The organism is Burkholderia sp. CCA53, from assembly GCF_001685525.1.
In the GTDB taxonomy this organism is placed as follows: domain Bacteria; phylum Pseudomonadota; class Gammaproteobacteria; order Burkholderiales; family Burkholderiaceae; genus Burkholderia; species Burkholderia multivorans.
This window is the reverse complement of record NZ_BDDJ01000001.1, coordinates 328,838-343,254: the sequence shown is the minus strand read 5'-3', so window position 1 is coordinate 343,254 and position 14,417 is coordinate 328,838. Positions and strand designations below refer to the sequence as shown.

Genomic DNA, 14,417 nt, shown 5'->3' with positions numbered 1-14,417 from the left:
TTACGCAGGATCTTCGGACAGCATGTTGGCACGCCGCGCATCGCGCCCGTGTGGCGGTCGCAGCGGATCGAGCAACGCGACGCGCACGTGCTCGATGAACAGCTTCAGCTTGTTGCTGACAAACGGACTGCGCGCGTAGACCGCGTAGACGATCTCGTCCTGCGGTGACGCATCGGCGAGCACGCGCACGAGGCGTCCGTCGCGCAGCGCGTCGTCGACGATGTAGCGCGGCAGCAGCGCGATGCCGACGCCGTGGATCGCGGCGTCGCACAGCGTTTCGCCGTTGTTCGACAGGAACGCGCTCGTCGGATTGATCGCGCGCGGCTTGCTGTGGCCGCCCGGTGCGGCGAACGACCACGTCGCGGACGGGGCAGCCGTGCTGTAGTTCAGGCAGCGATGCTTGAGCAACTGGTCGATCGATTTCGGCTCGCCGTGCTTCGCGATGTATTCCGGGCTGCAGACGATGACGCGCTCGCACGACCCGATGCGGCGCGCGATCAGTGCGCTGTCCGGCAGGCGCGCGGAGCGGATCGCGACGTCGAACCGCTCGACGTCGAGATTGACGATCCGGTCGTCGGTCTCGAGCGTGACGCGCAGCGGCGTATGCGAGGCCGCGAATGCGGCGATCGCTGAACCGAGCCAGCGGCGCGTGAGGCTCACCGGCGCCGTCACGCGCAGTTCGCCGCATACGCCGTGCGCGCGTTCGGCGATCGCTTCGGACACGTCGACGAGCTGCCGCATCGCTTGCGATGCGACCTGATAGAAGGCTCGACCGGCTTCGGTCGGTATGACGTTGCGTGTGGAGCGCATCAGCAACTGAACGCCGAGCGTGCGTTCGAGATCGCTGATGCGTTTGCTGACGACGGATTTGGACAGGCCGAGCCGACGCGCGGAGTCGGTGATGCTCTGCCGCTCGACTGCGAACAGGAAGGCCTGGATATCGTCCATGTTCAAGGATGTCATGTTGCGTTGTGAGGGTCGTCGGACGCGAATCGGAAGCATGCGTATGCACCGATTCCGTACTGTCCGGATCGAATGCGCCCGGTTGCGTGGCAGGTCGGTTCCGATGACCTTCGCCGCATCGCGCAGCGGTGCGGCGGCGATACGGTGGTGAACGATCGATGGCGCCGCGGTGCGCGTGCGGCCTGCGCGGCGGCATCGTTGTTTGCGTGGTGCGCGGGGCGCGCGCGACGTCACGCGATCTGGCTCAGCCGGTACACGTCGACGTGTTCGACGGCATCCCAGTCGCGCGCCTGAAACGCCTGGATGTGCGGTCCCTCGTTGTGATGCCGTGCATGCGCGTCGGCGGTTTCCCAGCGTTCCACCAAAACGAGGCGGCGCGGATCGGCTTCGTCGAGCAGCAGCTCGTAGCGCAGATTGCCGGGCTCCTGCCGCGACGGTGCGACCAGCTCGGCGAGCCGCGTGCGCAGGCGTGCTTCCTGGCCCGGCTTCGCGTACAGCACGGCGACGATGTGAAGATGGCTCATGGTGTTGTCCTCGATGGCACCGGTGCGGCCGCGGGAATCGGCACGCGCTCAGAGATGGGCGGCCAGACGGCCGGGACCGGCGGCGATCAGCACCATGAAGCCGCCGATGATGCTGATGTGTTCGAGAAAGCCCGTCAGCATCAGCGTGCGCTGCGTGCCGCGCTGGTTCCAGAAGTCGTAGAACACGACAGCGGTCGCGAGCGTGAAGACGGCGAGCAGCGCGGACGCGACGGCGGTATGGAAGCCGATCATGATCGCGAAGCCGCACACGAGCTGCACGACGATCGTGCTCGCGAGCGCGAGACGCGGGAACGGCAGGTTCTTCGCACGCACTTCATCGAGACCGTGGTTGAAAAACAGGAATTTGTTGATTCCGCTCAGTACAAACATCAGCGCGATGAAGAAGCGGCCCGCGAACAACAGGTAATCGGCCATGAACTACTCGTGATCGGACGGAAGGAAAACGACGACGGCAGGCGCGGGTCGCCGGTGCATCGCCGGGTGCGATATGCGGTTGCGGCCGACGTGCGGACGCGCAACCGCGTGGGACGGCCGAGGCTGTCGCCTGTCAGCTCTTGTCGTACGAGAACTGGATGCCGGCCGTGCCGCCGGTTTCGATGAACAGGTTCATGAACGCCGGCACCGTTTCGCTGCGAGCCCAGTCGCGCTGCAGTTCGCAGAACAATTGCGCGACGCTGATCATCTTGCCGCCTGCCTGTTCGATGCGGCGCAGCGCGGCCTCGTGTGCGGCGACCGACGTGCCGCCAACCGCGTCTACGACCACGTACACTTCGTAGCCCTCCTTCAGTGCGTCGAGCGCCGGGAAGGTCAGGCACGCTTCGGTCCACAGCGCGGTCATGATCAGTTTCTTGCGGCCGGTGGCTTCGACGGCCTTGCGGAACTCGACGTCTTCCCACGAATTGATGCTCGTACGGTCGTACGTCGGGATACCTTCGAGCGCCGCGCGCAGTTGCGGGATCGGCGGCTTGTTCAGACCGGTCTTCACGTTGACGGTCGAGTGAATGATCGGCAGCTTGTACGCGATTGCTGCCTTCGATGCGCCGACGATATTGTTAATCAGCAGTTGTCGATCCATCGATGCGATCGAATTGACCTGGACCGGTTGGTAATCGATGACGATGAACGCCGCATTCTGCGGGGTGAGCAGGTGATCGTTCGCGGGGTCGCGAATCGGTTCGCTTGCCATGGTTTTCTCCAGTTCAGGGTGGGTGGAGGGTCGGGAGTGGCTCGCGCCGGCCCGTTATGCGTGCGAGGCGAGGCATCTCCGTGTCGGCGCGAGGTTGACGCGGTCCGGACGCGCAGGGCGCGAAACCGGTGCCCGATGCGTCGCCGGATCGGAACCTTACCGGCGACTGACGTTAGCTTATGCGATTCGCGGTGCGGTGCGTAGCACACGTATCGAGAACATTGTGTTCTGGTTCATCGAACGGGGCGGCTCTCGCGCGCGGCGTGCACGCGTACCGTCGTCGCGGCACGCGTGTGGTAAGGAAGCCTGATGGCTGCGATCGCGCAAGCGATGCGCTCTGACGCGGTGCAGCAGCATGAGGGCGACGGCCGGTTGCGATCGAAAGCGATCGGCATGACGCCTGCGTGTCGGCGTTGCCGTTGTTCGATGCGCAGGCGAGTGCGTGTGTTCGCGTCGTCGGTTGGTCATCGACGAGCATCGGTGACGGCATCAATGCCGAGCCCGGTTGTCGACGTGCGATGAGCCGTGGCCAAGAGGGTGGCGGACGCAATGCGCGGACTTTCGCTGCCGTGCCGGGCGCAACGCTTTCTTTGTCCGCCGCGCGCGATATGGTGCCGACGACGGAGAAGATCGACGTCGGCTTTCGACGTCCGCTTCGCGTCGATGACGACGAACGGGACGGAAAGCATTTCGTAATTTAGCGGGCGGCATCGATCACGCTTATCGCGCGTCCGTCACGCCGCGTGGGCCGCCCGCGCCACCCCAGCCTGCGCGCATGGGGTGCGTCCGCGCCCGCTGCGCTGTCGGCGCCGGCGAAATAGGAGAAAAAATAACATATTGAACATGCTGTTCATATGAACTAATTTCTCGAAAGCCGATACCAAAGCGGCCGGCGGAGCGACCCCGCATCCCATTGCATATGAGCGCCAATTGCATATAAGCGGCGCTCGTGCGGCGGCCGGGGCACCGGGTCGAAACGCCGACATACAAAACGGATCGCGTCGCGATCCCCACAGGAGACACCACTGATGAGCAGCGTTATCGATCCAGGCGCCCGTGCGGGCTCCGCGCCGTTTTTTTCGAAGGAAGCGACCATCGCGCAGCCGGGGTTTTCGCGCTGGATGGTGCCGCCCGCCGCGCTGGCCGTCCATCTGTGCATCGGGCAGGCCTATGCGTTCTCGGTCTTCAACGGCCCGCTCACGAAAGTCATCGGCATTACGGAATCCGCGCCTGACGATTGGTCGCTGACCACGCTCGGCTGGATCTTCTCGCTCGCGATCTTCTTCCTCGGACTGTCCGCGGCATTCGCCGGCAAGTGGCTCGAACGCGTCGGCCCGCGCCGCACGATGTTTACCGCCGCCTGCTGCTTCGGCGGCGGCTTCCTGATTTCCGCGCTCGGCGTGAAGCTGCACCAGATCATGCTGCTGTACCTCGGCTACGGCGTAGTGGGCGGCATCGGGCTCGGGCTCGGCTACGTGTCGCCGGTGTCGACGCTGATCCGCTGGTTTCCCGACCGCCGCGGGATGGCGACCGGGATGGCGATCATGGGCTTCGGCGGCGGTGCGATGATCGCCGCCCCGATGTCGGTCGCGCTGATGAATCACTTCAAGACCGCGACGAGCGTCGGCGTGGCCGAGACGTTCGTCGTGCTCGGCATCGCGTACTTCATCTCGATGTCGATCGGCGCGCTCGCGATCCGCGTGCCGGCCGCCGGCTGGAAGCCGGCAGGCTGGACGCCGCCTGCCGTGACGAAGCACAAGATGATCACGTCGAATCACGTGCACATCGACGAAGCGCTGAAGACGCCGCAGTTCTACCTGATCTGGCTCGTGCTGTTCCTGAACGTGACGGCCGGGATCGGCATCATCGGGCAGGCATCGGTGATGATTCAGGAGAGTTTCAAGGGCGCCGTGAGCGCGGCGGCCGCCGCCGGCTTCGTCGGGCTGCTGTCGCTGTTCAACATGGGCGGGCGCTTCGTGTGGGCGTCGGCATCCGATTGGGTCGGACGCAAGAACACGTACTTCATCTTCTTCGCGTTCGGTGCGGTGCTGTATTTCTGCGCGCCGCTGTTCGCGTCGTCCGGTCAGATCGCGCTGTTCGTGCTCGCGTTCTGTCTGATCCTGTCGATGTACGGCGGCGGTTTTTCGACCGTGCCCGCGTATCTCGCCGACATGTTCGGCACGGCGTACGTCGGCGGCATTCACGGCCGGCTGCTGACCGCGTGGGCCGCCGCCGGCATCGCGGGGCCCGTGCTCGTCAACTACATCCGCGCATATGAAGTCGCGCACGGCGTCGTGAAGGCCGACGCATACACGATGACGGTGCACATCATGGCATCGCTGCTCGTGATCGGCTTTATCTGCAACCTGTTCGTCACGCGCGTGAACGAGCGCCATCACATGACCGACGCGCAGCTCGACGCCGGCAAGTAAAACGAGGAGACACGAAACATGAACGAGACCGTTGCTGCCGCTCGGCCGACCAACAAGGCGTTGCTCGCGGTGTTCTGGTTATATGTGCTGATTCCGCTTGCGTGGGGTGTCGTGAATACGCTCGCGACGGCGATGAAGCTGTTCGAGTGAAGGCGGGAATTGCGCGCGTGCCCGATGCGGCACGCGTGCTGGGTCTAATTTCGCCATCTGGCTTCTATTGCGTAAAGAAGCCCGAGTTCGGCGCGGGTGGCGCCGAGAAGGAATTCCTGTGATCGCTCGAGTTTTGCGTCACAGCGGCTACGAACATCCCGACTGTGCGCCGTCACTGCCCCGATGCCGCCGCCGCGCTTGCTGCCTTGGCCTTTTTCGCTGCCTGATGATGGCCGATGGCGCAGCCTGCCGCCGCGCCTACCGCACCGTGATGACCTGCGACGTGGCCTGCGACGCCGCCGACTGCCGCGCCTTTCAAACATCCCGCTGCCTGTGCAGAAAAGGATGCGGCCATCAGAATGACACTCGTTGCTGCAATCGAAAGGATCTTCATCGTCAATACGCCTCATAAGGAAGTTTCATGCGCGAGCTCTGCCGCGCAGGTGTTTAGCGAAAATCACATACGCCAGCACGAATGGCGGACGCATTCCGCATGCCCGTGCTGCGATGCTGCGCTAGGCCTGCTGAGCGCATCGGTCAGCGCGACCCGCCGTCGCATCAGATTGCGGAAGCTCGCCTCGTCGACGGATGTCTGATCCGATGATCCCGTGCCCCAAATCGCAGAGAAGCGTGCGATACCGTTCGCGCATCTTGGAGCGGATCCGTTCATGTGCCACGTCGTCGGCGTCGGCCAGGTTGGCGGCGATTCGACCGTTTGCGTGGCACAAACATCGGCTGTAATGGAAGGTGTGCATGCGAGCGGTCAGCGTCAACGAATAGGGTTGTCATTCATCCCACGCCACGACAAAACCGCGCGACCGCTACGCATCAGCGAGCGTCGCATGCATGCGAAGGTAGTCGTTCCGGTAGTGCTTCGCGAGCGCCGTCTTCTCGGATGCCCGCAGAATCTTTCCCGAGATCTGGAAGAATATCTTTTCCTCTTCTTTCAGATGATCGTGCAATTCGGCAGACAGTTTCCTGACCGTCGCGAGCCACCCGCGTGAACCCGAATCGCGGCCGCGCAACTCGTCGACGATTTCGTCCATCCGGTGATGATCCGCGAGCGCATCGCGGGAGGGGTGGAGACCGCGATCGTCCATCAGCATCGGCACATACAGGAAGCGTTCCTCGGCCGCTTCATGCGCACCGAGCTCGATGCGCAACTGTTCGAACAGCGCGCTGCGCACTTCACCGGGCTGCGACCGTAACAAGCGGCGCATCAGTGAGCGCTGGATTTCGTGACTTTCGCGCAGTGCGTCGAATATCGTTTCCGCCATACGAGCCCCTTTATCTGATTCAAACGCCGAGGCCCCCGAAGAAGCCTCGGCATCGACATCACGCCAGCAACCGAAGCTTCGGCTCGCGATCCCATTGACGCGTGGCGGCCGCTTCGAGAAATGCTCGCGTGTCGCTTGCCGCCACCACGCCCGCGTCCTCGACTATGCTGCCGGCGTTCAGAAGCGCCTGTCCGCCTTCGTCGCTGGCGATCGCCTTGAGGTGGCCGTATGCGTCGCGCACCCAGTCGACGGCTGCCGCCTCTTTTGCCAGTTGCTCGCCCGCAGCGGCGGACAGCAGCACCGCCACGGCGTCGAACACTACCGACGGCGTGCCGGCGAGTTGTCCGTCCGCGGCGATTCGACGACCGTCGCTGAGCTTGGCGCCGCCCACCTTGGGGGCGACGATCTTGACCGCCGCGCCAGCCGCTTCGACTGCCTTGCGCAGCGCGCCCAGCGTCGCGGCGTCGGTTCCGTCGTCGATCAGTATGCCGACGCAGCGGCCCTGCAGCGTGGGCTTCATCTTGCCGATCAGTTGCAGCGCGGGCGACGGCGGCATATCGATCGGCTCCACGGCGGCAGGCGGTGCAGGCGGCAGTGCGTCCAATCCCAGTCCGGCGGCGACCCGTTTCGCGAGGCTCTCGTCGATATGCCGAAGGTGGCCCACCACGGCCGTGCGTACGTGCCCGGTCTCGACCTTCGACAGTTCGAACACCAGCGCCGAAGCGAGATGCGCTTGCTCCGGCGCAGTCTGGCTGCGGTAGAACAACCGGGCCTGGCTATAGTGGTCGGCGAAGCTTTCCGCGCGTACGCGTCCCTTGGCCCCATCGTCCGCCTGCTGCGGGAAACTGCGAAAGCCGTTCGGCGTTTCGCGCGGACTGTCGGGCATCAGCGAACTCGGCTCGTAGTTCACGCGGCCCTTGGGCACGTGGACCTGCATGTGACCGTCCCGCTGCAGGTTCGCGAACGGGCACTTCGGCGCGTTGATCGGGATCTGATGGAAGTTCGGCGAGCCAAGCCGCGACAGCTGCGTGTCGAGGTAGGAAAAGAGCCGCCCCTGTAGCAGCGGATCGTTGCTGAAGTCGATGCCGGGCACGATGTTGGCCGGGCAGAACGCGACCTGTTCGGTCTCGGCGAAGAAGTTGTCCGGCCAGCGGTCCAGCACCATGCGCCCGATGACGGTCAGCGGCACCAGTTCTTCCGGAATCAGCTTGGTCGGATCGAGATGGTCGAACGGGAATTTGGCGGCCTCTTCGTCGGTGAACAACTGCACCGCGAGCTCCCATTCCGGGTAATCGCCGCGCTGGATCGCCTCGAACAAGTCGCGCCGATGGAAATCCGGATCGGCGCCGGCGATTTTCACGGCCTCGTCCCACACGGTGGACTGCAGACCGAGCTTCGGACGCCAATGGAACTTCACGAACGTCGACTCGCCCTTGGCGTTGATCAGCCGGAAGCTGTGGATGCCGAATCCTTCGATCATGCGAAGCGAGCGCGGGATCGCGCGATCCGACATCGCCCACATGATCATGTGCATCGACTCGGGCGTCAGCGAGATGAAGTCCCAGAACGTATCGTGCGCGCTCGCTGCCTGCGGAAAGCCTCGGTCCGGTTCCATTTTGACCGCGTGAACGAGGTCGGGGAACTTCATCGCGTCCTGGATGAAGAACACGGGGATGTTGTTTCCGACGAGATCGAAGTTGCCTTCCGTCGTATAAAACTTGACCGCGAAACCGCGTACGTCGCGAGGCGTATCGATCGAGCCCGCACCGCCTGCGACGGTGGAGAAGCGCGTGAATACCGGCGTCTTCCGGTCGGTTTCGGTAAATAGCTTGGCGGTGGTGTAGCGGCTTAGCGAGCGCGTCAGCTCGAAGTAGCCGTGGGCCGCCGAGCCGCGCGCATGCACGATGCGTTCGGGAATCCGCTCGTGGTCGAAATGCGTGATCTTTTCGCGGAGGATGAAGTCCTCGAGCAATGTCGGACCGCGCGGGGTGGCGCGAAGGGAGTTCTGATTATCCGAGACCGGAACGCCCTGATTGGAAGTCAGAGGGGGATGTTTGCCGCCGGCCGTCTGATGCAATTCGTCTCCCGTTCCGAAATGGCTATCGCTGTTCTCGTTGTTCTTATTGGAACGTGTATCGGATCGACTCTTGGCTATCTTTGCCATGCGCAGCTCTCCTTGAATCGGGTTGTTGAAATAACCCATATTTAGATGAAAGCTGATTGAATATACATGGCCTCGCTTCGGTGAAACACCTGCAAATGCACTAGGTAGCCATATGGCACAAGCCGAAATTCGACTGGTGGAGTCTTGTGTCATTCGGACGCGGAGCCCCGGCCGGCGCGGTTGTATCGTCCGGCAGCAAGCGTTTCGCCGACGTCGCGCTTGTACCAGAGTCGCGTGTCAATGAGCTTGCGTTGACATTCAATATCGGACGCGCACGATCGGTCTGTGCCGAACACGCTGCCGCGATTCGGTATGGCAAATACAGGCGGATTGACGTCTGATTGCGGAGAGAATGGAGTCTCGCTTCATAAATTAAATAATTTCGAGAATTATTGTTCAAATATTGGTGTTAGGCCGATGTGCTATAAATAACGCGGCCTTCCGCGTCGCGCGTACGTCCGAGGAGGACAGCGAACGTACGTGTCTCGACGGTGGCATGGCGATGTTTCGTGTCGCGGCTGCCATGCGGCGCCGGCGCCAGATCGGCTGACGGGCACGTTACGTCCAGGCGTCGGCAGCGACGCATCGTCATGCCGTGGAAGGAAGGTGAAGCAGGTGGACGAAGTGCGACTGCAAATCACACTGACATGGAGAGGAAAATGGCAAAGATCGCAATGATGGTGTTGGCTCTGACCGTTGTGTTGACGGGCTGCAATACGATCGCTGGTGCCGGGCAGGATGTATCGGCCGGCGGTAAGGCCATTACGAACACGGCCGAACAGGCGAAGTGACAGACGCTGTACATCGGCTCGACTTGCCGATGATGCAGCGGATGTAGTGTTTCGGGCAGCGGCTCCGCGGGCCGCAGCCCGAACTGCCCGGAAAATTGCGGCCCCAGTTGCGCCGCCTCACCTCCTTCTACCTCGTCACTGACCGCAGCGGATTCCGCAGAGCGGGCGGCGATCGTGCAAATGCACTATCTGGGCTGGCGCATTTGAACATGATGCAGCGAGCCCGATGTCTTTACACTGCGATACGGGATGGCGATTGGCTCTCGCGATGGAACGAGCCGATGGCGTCCATGTATCCGGTTATCCTAAATAAACCAGGAGGTCGATCATGTTCGAAAAGACGACGGGCACGGTGCAAAAACTGGCGGGCAAGGCGCAGGAGGCGGTAGGCGACGTCACGGGCAGCGCCGATATGCAGTTGGACGGAGTGGCTCGCCAGGTGATCGGCGGCGTGCAGGAAACCTACGGCGAAGCGCTCGAACAGCTGCGCGACGTCACATCGCGCAACCCGCTCGCGACGCTGGCGGCGGTGGCCGCAGTGGGCTTCCTGATCGGCACGTTGTGGTCGAAGCGCTGATCGTCCGTAGAGAAGCGGCAGGCGCATGCGGGAGTCTTCAGGGGAGCTCGTCATGGGTTTGTTTTCGAGAGTCAGACGATGGCAGAACAGCGCCCACTTCTCCGCGGCGCGTCTGGTTGACTACGCCACGCTCGCAGCGATCGAGCTGGAAGTCGCGAGGAAGTCGTTCTTGCGCGACATGGTCCTTTATGCGGTCGTCGGACTGAGTAACCGTCTTCCGAGTCAAGCCCGATGAAGTGAATCGTCCCAAGGCGTGTTGGCTTTGACCATGGCATTGAGCATGGTTAGGAGCTTGCGCATGCAGGCAACAAGCGCGACCTTGGACAGTTTGCCGGCGGCCTCCAGGCGTTGATAGAAAGCTCTGATGGCGGGGTTGTAGCGTGTTGCAGTCAATGTAGCCATGTACAGCACGCGACGGATCGCGAAGCGGCCACCTTGAACCCGTCGTCGCCCATTACGTAAGCCGGAATCGCAAGCAATGGGAGCGACGCCAACGAGGGCTGCAATCTGACGGCGATTGAGCCGGCCCAATTCGGGCAGTTCTGCGATCAGGCAGGCGCTGGTTACCGGGCCAATTCCATGTGTGGACTGCAACAGGCGGTCGAGTTCACCGAAGTGCTGGCGTACATGAGCGACCATCTGAGCGTCGATGTCATCGAGTTGTGCCTGGATGGCGGCAATGATAGCCAGCAGACTTGGATGCAGACCAGCCGGCGTGATCTGGAGCCGCTGTCGCTCCGAAAGGAGCATGGTGAGTAGTTGGCGCCGCCGGATCACCAGTGCAGCCAGCCACTGCTGCCGCTCGTCGGGAACGGGACGTAGCAAGCGGGACAGATCGTCCCGACGCAGTAGCACGGAAGCCAGTTCGGCAAGCATACGTGCGTCGATGGCGTCGGTTTTGGCCAGACGTCCCATCGAGCGGGCAAAATCGCGTGCTTGCCGAGGGTTGACGACAGCGACCGGCAAACCCGCACCTTGCAAGGCGCACGCCAGCTCGGTCTCGTAGCCACCGGTCGCCTCCATCACGACCAACTGCACGTTCAGCGGCTGAAGGGCAACAGCCAGGGCCGAGTGGCCCTCGGCATCGTTGTTGAATCGACGGATGTCCAGATTGGCACCCAGTACGGAAACATCGACGTGAGCTTTTGCGACGTCAATGCCGACCGTTACGGCACAAGGAGCAGACATGATCTTCGGATCCCATGCTTGTACATGCGCACTCGATGTAAATGGCGCGCGTAACCGTTCGGGCTTCAGGAAGACCAGCACGGCAACCGTGCGTTTTGTACTCAGTCACGGGCTCCAACACCCAAGCGCGGGGCAAACTGCACGGTCTCGTCTGGCTACCACCAGACTTTACCGTACTGGTCAGTACTGAACATACAAGCGCGACGTTCGGCCTCGCATTCGCGTGCATGGCGGCGATCGTCGCCGCAACAAGGACGCCGTACCTCACCGAGACTGCGTGGGCCGTCGCCGCGTTCTGGATACTCGCGTCCATCGGTTCCTTCATCACCGTGCGCGTCAGCGCGCGACGCGGCACCTTGTCGATACTGAGAGAGGAATTGCAGCGCGACGTTCGGGCTATCAGGGAGAGTCTGGGATGAAGGCACGAGCGTCGGCCGATGCGCCGGAAACGCGGCGACGTGCGCTGCTCGCGCGGATGGCGGCGACGCGGGCTGAACTGTCCGCGTCGAACCACGTCGTCGGAATGACGGGGCGGATTTCCGGCGGCAGCAATGCAGGGCATGCTCCGATGCGGCTGCCGAGCCTCGTCGGATCGACCGGCGCGGCGATCGCGGTGGTGCTGGCGGGCTTCGCGGTTCTGGGGCCGCGGCGGCTTCTCGCGACGATCGTTCGTGCCGGCCTCGTTTCGCTGATCGGACGCATGGCGCGCGACGTCGTGGCGAAGTGAATGGCGCACACTCACGCCAGACAAAGAAAAAGGGGTTACACGCTTTTGCATGTAACCCCTTGATTCCTTTGGTCGGAGCGAAAGGATTCGAACCTTCGACCCTCTGATCCCAAATCAGATGCGCTACCAGGCTGCGCTACGCTCCGACGAATCGGCGATTCTATCGTCGAACGACGCACCGGGTCAATCAAATCGTGCAAACGGCCGTCGTCGCGATGGAATCCCGTACAGGCGCTAAAGTACCGGCAGGACCGCATGATGCGCGATTCCCGCACAACGGCACCACCGATCGAAGGAGCGCAACGATGATGAACCTGATCCTATGGCGCCACGCCGAAGCCGAAGATTACGCCGCGAACGACCTCGCGCGGCAGCTCACCACACGCGGCCGCAAGGACGCGCAGACGATGGCGCGCTGGCTGCGCGGCCGGCTCGAGACGAACAGCGTGATCCTCGCGAGCCCGGCTGCGCGCACCGTGCAAACCGTCGAGGCGCTGACCGACCAGTACCGGACCGTCGACGCGCTCGCGCCAGACGCGAGCGTCGACGACGTGCTCGCCGCGGCCGGCTGGCCGGACGGCATCGCGCCGACGGTCATGATCGTCGGCCACCAGCCGACGCTCGGCAGCGTCGCGGCGCGGCTGATCGCGGACAGCGACGACAGCTGGAGCATCAAGAAGGGCGGAATCGTCTGGATCGCCAGCCGCTCGCGAGGCGGCGACCGCCAGGCGATCTTGCGCGCGGTGCTGTCGCCGGAACTCGTTTGAAGGGTTAGATCATACGGTTCTGCAAGCTTTCTGCTAAAGTCAATTCGGCGACACGTCATTGAACGGACACGGTCGTGCCACATAACGGTCATGGCTGGTTACTACATTGGCGGGCATGTCGTCCTCTTCCTTACGACCAGGAAAGCCTAATGCGAGAACTGCCGACGCCTACGCTCCCTTTTGCCTCGCTTCCCCTCGATTCGACGCGGCGCCATCTGCCGCGCGCTGCTGAAACCGTCACATCGGAGTACCGCCTGCGCGCCGCGTGGGCGCGCACGGAAGACGAACTGCGCGAAGCCCAGCGCCTGCGCTACAGCGTGTTCGCCGAAGAAATGGGCGCGCAGGTCAGCGGGCCCGCCGGTCTCGACGTCGACCCGTTCGACGCGTACTGCGACCATCTGCTGGTGCGCGATCTCGACACGCTGAAGGTCGTCGGCACGTATCGCGTGCTGCCGCCGCACGAGGCGGCCCGTGTCGGCCGCCTGTACGCGGAGGGCGAGTTCGATCTGTCGCGTCTCACGCACCTGCGCGGCAAGATGGTCGAAGTCGGCCGCTCGTGCGTGCACAGCGACTACCGCAGCGGCGCCGTGATCATGGCGCTGTGGGGCGGTCTCGGCGCGTACATGATGCAGAACGGCTACGAGACGATGCTCGGCTGCGCCAGCGTGTCGATGGCCGACGGCGGCCACTACGCGGCGAATCTCTACCAGTCGCTGCCGGCCAGCGCGCTGACCGCAACGGAATATCGCGCGTTCCCGCACACGCCGCTGCCGGTTGACGAACTGCAGACGGGCACCGTCGTCGCGCCGCCGCCGCTGATCAAGGGGTATCTGCGCCTCGGTGCGAAGATCTGCGGCGCGCCCGCATGGGATCCCGACTTCAACTGCGCGGATTTCCTGACGCTGTTCCGACTGTCCGACATCAACGCGCGCTACGCGCGGCATTTCCTCGGCTGAGCGGACGACTCACGCGACGCTCGTCACGGGCGAGCGGGCGCGGACAAACGAACGCCGTCGCGCGGCAATGGCCCGCGTGACGGCGTTCGTTTGTCGGTACGTAAGGCCGTAGGATCCGGCCCCTTATATAAAGCGCACACAAACGGCGCGCACCGCGCGACGAAAGCGCGGAAGCGTTCCGCCGGCGAGGCGGACGGATCGGCGTGGCGGCTAGCCTAGTGCTTGCGCCGCCAGTCGAGCAGATGGTGTTCGGCCATCCAGTGATGGATCATCCCTTCGCCGCCGTGGCTGCGCTTGTATTCGCGCGATTCGAAATACGACAGCGCGGCAAGGACCATCAAGCCGATGAGCAGGCCGATCAGGCCGGCAATTTCTTCAGAGGACATGGCAGCCTCCTTTCTACGGCACAGCGCCATGGCTACATAGTAGGACATCGTGCGCGCGACCCGTAGGCCGGAAATCCGCTAGACTCGGCGGTCCGGCGCGCAGCGGGCGCGCCGCTTTCCGGAGTCGACCCGATGATCCGTTTTGCGCTGGCCGTGCTGGCCGCGTCGCTGCTTGCCGGTTGCGCAAGCGATCCCCGTCAGGCCCGTCGCGGGCATCCTCCGGCCGATCCGGTCGACTATCACGGCGTGCCGACGGACATGACGCCGCCGTCGATGCTCGGCGAACCGCCGCCCACTGCGCAGTGACC

19 protein-coding genes and 1 tRNA gene are annotated in these 14,417 nt (G+C 63.5%); 9 read left to right on the top strand and 11 right to left on the bottom strand.

Annotation, left to right across the window (positions count from 1 at the left end):
- The 4 genes from BCR55_RS01555 to BCR55_RS01540 all read right to left on the bottom strand — a co-directional run bounded on the left by BCR55_RS01555 (position 1) and on the right by BCR55_RS01540 (position 2,694).
- On the bottom strand, positions 1-954 hold the full coding sequence (locus BCR55_RS01555) for a LysR family transcriptional regulator (protein ID WP_065494070.1): 954 nt from the start codon (positions 952-954) through the stop codon (positions 1-3).
- Positions 955-1,193: 239 nt separating this feature from the next.
- On the bottom strand, positions 1,194-1,487 hold the full coding sequence (locus BCR55_RS01550) for a putative quinol monooxygenase (RefSeq protein ID WP_006401023.1): 294 nt from the start codon (positions 1,485-1,487) through the stop codon (positions 1,194-1,196).
- 48 nt (positions 1,488-1,535) lie between these two features.
- Positions 1,536-1,922, bottom strand: coding sequence for a DoxX family protein (locus tag BCR55_RS01545; protein ID WP_006401022.1), 387 nt, complete (start codon positions 1,920-1,922; stop codon positions 1,536-1,538).
- A gap of 133 nt (positions 1,923-2,055) precedes the next feature.
- Entirely contained in the window at positions 2,056-2,694 is a 639-nt protein-coding gene (locus BCR55_RS01540; protein ID WP_006401021.1) for a hydrolase, read from the bottom strand.
- A gap of 419 nt (positions 2,695-3,113) precedes the next feature.
- On the opposite strand from BCR55_RS01540, the gene BCR55_RS32145 reads away from it, so the two are divergent.
- From BCR55_RS32145 to BCR55_RS01530, 3 genes are all read left to right on the top strand, one after another.
- On the top strand, positions 3,114-3,395 hold the full coding sequence (locus BCR55_RS32145; protein WP_139094011.1) for a hypothetical protein: 282 nt from the start codon (positions 3,114-3,116) through the stop codon (positions 3,393-3,395).
- Between the two features lie 327 nt (positions 3,396-3,722).
- Complete coding sequence (locus BCR55_RS01535; protein WP_053297405.1) at positions 3,723-5,126, top strand: OFA family MFS transporter; 1,404 nt, start codon at positions 3,723-3,725, stop codon at positions 5,124-5,126.
- A gap of 18 nt (positions 5,127-5,144) precedes the next feature.
- Positions 5,145-5,276 carry a hypothetical protein gene (locus tag BCR55_RS01530; protein ID WP_006401017.1) on the top strand — a complete coding sequence of 44 codons (132 nt, stop codon included), beginning with the start codon at positions 5,145-5,147 and terminating at the stop codon, positions 5,274-5,276.
- 172 nt (positions 5,277-5,448) lie between these two features.
- Here BCR55_RS01530 and BCR55_RS29935 read toward each other — a convergent pair whose 3' ends face one another.
- The 4 genes from BCR55_RS29935 to BCR55_RS01520 all read right to left on the bottom strand — a co-directional run bounded on the left by BCR55_RS29935 (position 5,449) and on the right by BCR55_RS01520 (position 8,717).
- A complete protein-coding gene (locus BCR55_RS29935) occupies positions 5,449-5,670 on the bottom strand; it encodes a hypothetical protein (RefSeq protein WP_006401015.1) in 222 nt (73 codons plus the stop codon).
- A gap of 121 nt (positions 5,671-5,791) precedes the next feature.
- Positions 5,792-6,031 carry a putative zinc-binding metallopeptidase gene (locus tag BCR55_RS29930; protein ID WP_100085603.1) on the bottom strand — a complete coding sequence of 80 codons (240 nt, stop codon included), beginning with the start codon at positions 6,029-6,031 and terminating at the stop codon, positions 5,792-5,794.
- A 66-nt stretch (positions 6,032-6,097) separates the two neighbouring features.
- Positions 6,098-6,553, bottom strand: coding sequence for a hemerythrin domain-containing protein (locus BCR55_RS01525; RefSeq protein ID WP_065494069.1), 456 nt, complete (start codon positions 6,551-6,553; stop codon positions 6,098-6,100).
- Positions 6,554-6,611: 58 nt separating this feature from the next.
- Positions 6,612-8,717: a catalase gene (locus BCR55_RS01520; RefSeq protein ID WP_065494890.1), complete on the bottom strand. Its 2,106-nt coding sequence runs from the start codon at positions 8,715-8,717 to the stop codon at positions 6,612-6,614.
- Between the two features lie 659 nt (positions 8,718-9,376).
- Between BCR55_RS01520 and BCR55_RS01515 the strand changes: the two genes are divergently transcribed.
- Together BCR55_RS01515 and BCR55_RS01510 are read left to right on the top strand one after the other, a co-directional pair.
- Positions 9,377-9,508, top strand: coding sequence for an entericidin A/B family lipoprotein (locus tag BCR55_RS01515; RefSeq protein WP_035948185.1), 132 nt, complete (start codon positions 9,377-9,379; stop codon positions 9,506-9,508).
- 328 nt (positions 9,509-9,836) lie between these two features.
- Positions 9,837-10,085, top strand: a complete 249-nt coding sequence (locus BCR55_RS01510; RefSeq protein ID WP_006401010.1) for a CsbD family protein — start codon at positions 9,837-9,839, stop codon at positions 10,083-10,085.
- Positions 10,086-10,307: 222 nt separating this feature from the next.
- Here BCR55_RS01510 and BCR55_RS01500 read toward each other — a convergent pair whose 3' ends face one another.
- Entirely contained in the window at positions 10,308-11,273 is a 966-nt protein-coding gene (locus BCR55_RS01500) for an IS110 family transposase (protein ID WP_065494068.1), read from the bottom strand.
- A 277-nt stretch (positions 11,274-11,550) separates the two neighbouring features.
- Here BCR55_RS01500 and BCR55_RS01490 point away from each other — a divergent pair, with 277 nt between their 5' ends.
- On the top strand, positions 11,551-12,000 hold the full coding sequence (locus BCR55_RS01490; RefSeq protein WP_244104662.1) for a hypothetical protein: 450 nt from the start codon (positions 11,551-11,553) through the stop codon (positions 11,998-12,000).
- Between the two features lie 69 nt (positions 12,001-12,069).
- Here BCR55_RS01490 and BCR55_RS01485 read toward each other — a convergent pair.
- A tRNA-Pro gene (locus BCR55_RS01485) sits at positions 12,070-12,146 on the bottom strand.
- 159 nt (positions 12,147-12,305) lie between these two features.
- Here BCR55_RS01485 and BCR55_RS01480 point away from each other — a divergent pair.
- Both BCR55_RS01480 and BCR55_RS01475 read left to right on the top strand, forming a co-directional pair.
- Positions 12,306-12,767 carry a histidine phosphatase family protein gene (locus BCR55_RS01480; protein WP_006401004.1) on the top strand — a complete coding sequence of 154 codons (462 nt, stop codon included), beginning with the start codon at positions 12,306-12,308 and terminating at the stop codon, positions 12,765-12,767.
- Positions 12,768-12,916: 149 nt separating this feature from the next.
- The gene (locus BCR55_RS01475) at positions 12,917-13,723 is read left to right on the top strand and encodes a GNAT family N-acetyltransferase (RefSeq protein WP_006401003.1); all 807 of its coding nucleotides are present in this window, start codon (positions 12,917-12,919) and stop codon (positions 13,721-13,723) included.
- A gap of 215 nt (positions 13,724-13,938) precedes the next feature.
- Here BCR55_RS01475 and BCR55_RS32940 read toward each other — a convergent pair whose 3' ends face one another.
- A complete protein-coding gene (locus BCR55_RS32940; RefSeq protein ID WP_006401002.1) occupies positions 13,939-14,109 on the bottom strand; it encodes a hypothetical protein in 171 nt (56 codons plus the stop codon).
- Between the two features lie 132 nt (positions 14,110-14,241).
- On the opposite strand from BCR55_RS32940, the gene BCR55_RS32935 reads away from it, so the two are divergent.
- Positions 14,242-14,415 (top strand): hypothetical protein, encoded by a 174-nt coding sequence (locus tag BCR55_RS32935; RefSeq protein WP_175403809.1) that lies wholly within the window; start codon positions 14,242-14,244, stop codon positions 14,413-14,415.
- The last annotated feature ends 2 nt before the right edge of the window (positions 14,416-14,417 follow it).

Bases quoted from the DNA above. Each gene is read 5' to 3' on its own strand.
- BCR55_RS01510 (WP_006401010.1), top strand. From the start codon at position 9,837: ATGTTCGAAAAGACGACGGGCACGGTGCAAAAACTGGCGGGCAAGGCG.
- BCR55_RS01530 (WP_006401017.1), top strand. From the start codon at position 5,145: ATGAACGAGACCGTTGCTGCCGCTCGGCCGACCAACAAGGCGTTGCTC.
- BCR55_RS01520 (WP_065494890.1), bottom strand. From the start codon at position 8,717: ATGGCAAAGATAGCCAAGAGTCGATCCGATACACGTTCCAATAAGAAC.
- BCR55_RS01545 (WP_006401022.1), bottom strand. From the start codon at position 1,922: ATGGCCGATTACCTGTTGTTCGCGGGCCGCTTCTTCATCGCGCTGATG.
- BCR55_RS01550 (WP_006401023.1), bottom strand. From the start codon at position 1,487: ATGAGCCATCTTCACATCGTCGCCGTGCTGTACGCGAAGCCGGGCCAG.
- BCR55_RS32940 (WP_006401002.1), bottom strand. From the start codon at position 14,109: ATGTCCTCTGAAGAAATTGCCGGCCTGATCGGCCTGCTCATCGGCTTG.
- BCR55_RS01500 (WP_065494068.1), bottom strand. From the start codon at position 11,273: ATGTCTGCTCCTTGTGCCGTAACGGTCGGCATTGACGTCGCAAAAGCT.
- BCR55_RS01540 (WP_006401021.1), bottom strand. From the start codon at position 2,694: ATGGCAAGCGAACCGATTCGCGACCCCGCGAACGATCACCTGCTCACC.
- BCR55_RS29930 (WP_100085603.1), bottom strand. From the start codon at position 6,031: ATGCACACCTTCCATTACAGCCGATGTTTGTGCCACGCAAACGGTCGA.
- BCR55_RS01535 (WP_053297405.1), top strand. From the start codon at position 3,723: ATGAGCAGCGTTATCGATCCAGGCGCCCGTGCGGGCTCCGCGCCGTTT.
- BCR55_RS01525 (WP_065494069.1), bottom strand. From the start codon at position 6,553: ATGGCGGAAACGATATTCGACGCACTGCGCGAAAGTCACGAAATCCAG.
- BCR55_RS32935 (WP_175403809.1), top strand. From the start codon at position 14,242: ATGATCCGTTTTGCGCTGGCCGTGCTGGCCGCGTCGCTGCTTGCCGGT.
- BCR55_RS29935 (WP_006401015.1), bottom strand. From the start codon at position 5,670: ATGAAGATCCTTTCGATTGCAGCAACGAGTGTCATTCTGATGGCCGCA.
- BCR55_RS01480 (WP_006401004.1), top strand. From the start codon at position 12,306: ATGATGAACCTGATCCTATGGCGCCACGCCGAAGCCGAAGATTACGCC.
- BCR55_RS01475 (WP_006401003.1), top strand. From the start codon at position 12,917: ATGCGAGAACTGCCGACGCCTACGCTCCCTTTTGCCTCGCTTCCCCTC.
- BCR55_RS01515 (WP_035948185.1), top strand. From the start codon at position 9,377: ATGGCAAAGATCGCAATGATGGTGTTGGCTCTGACCGTTGTGTTGACG.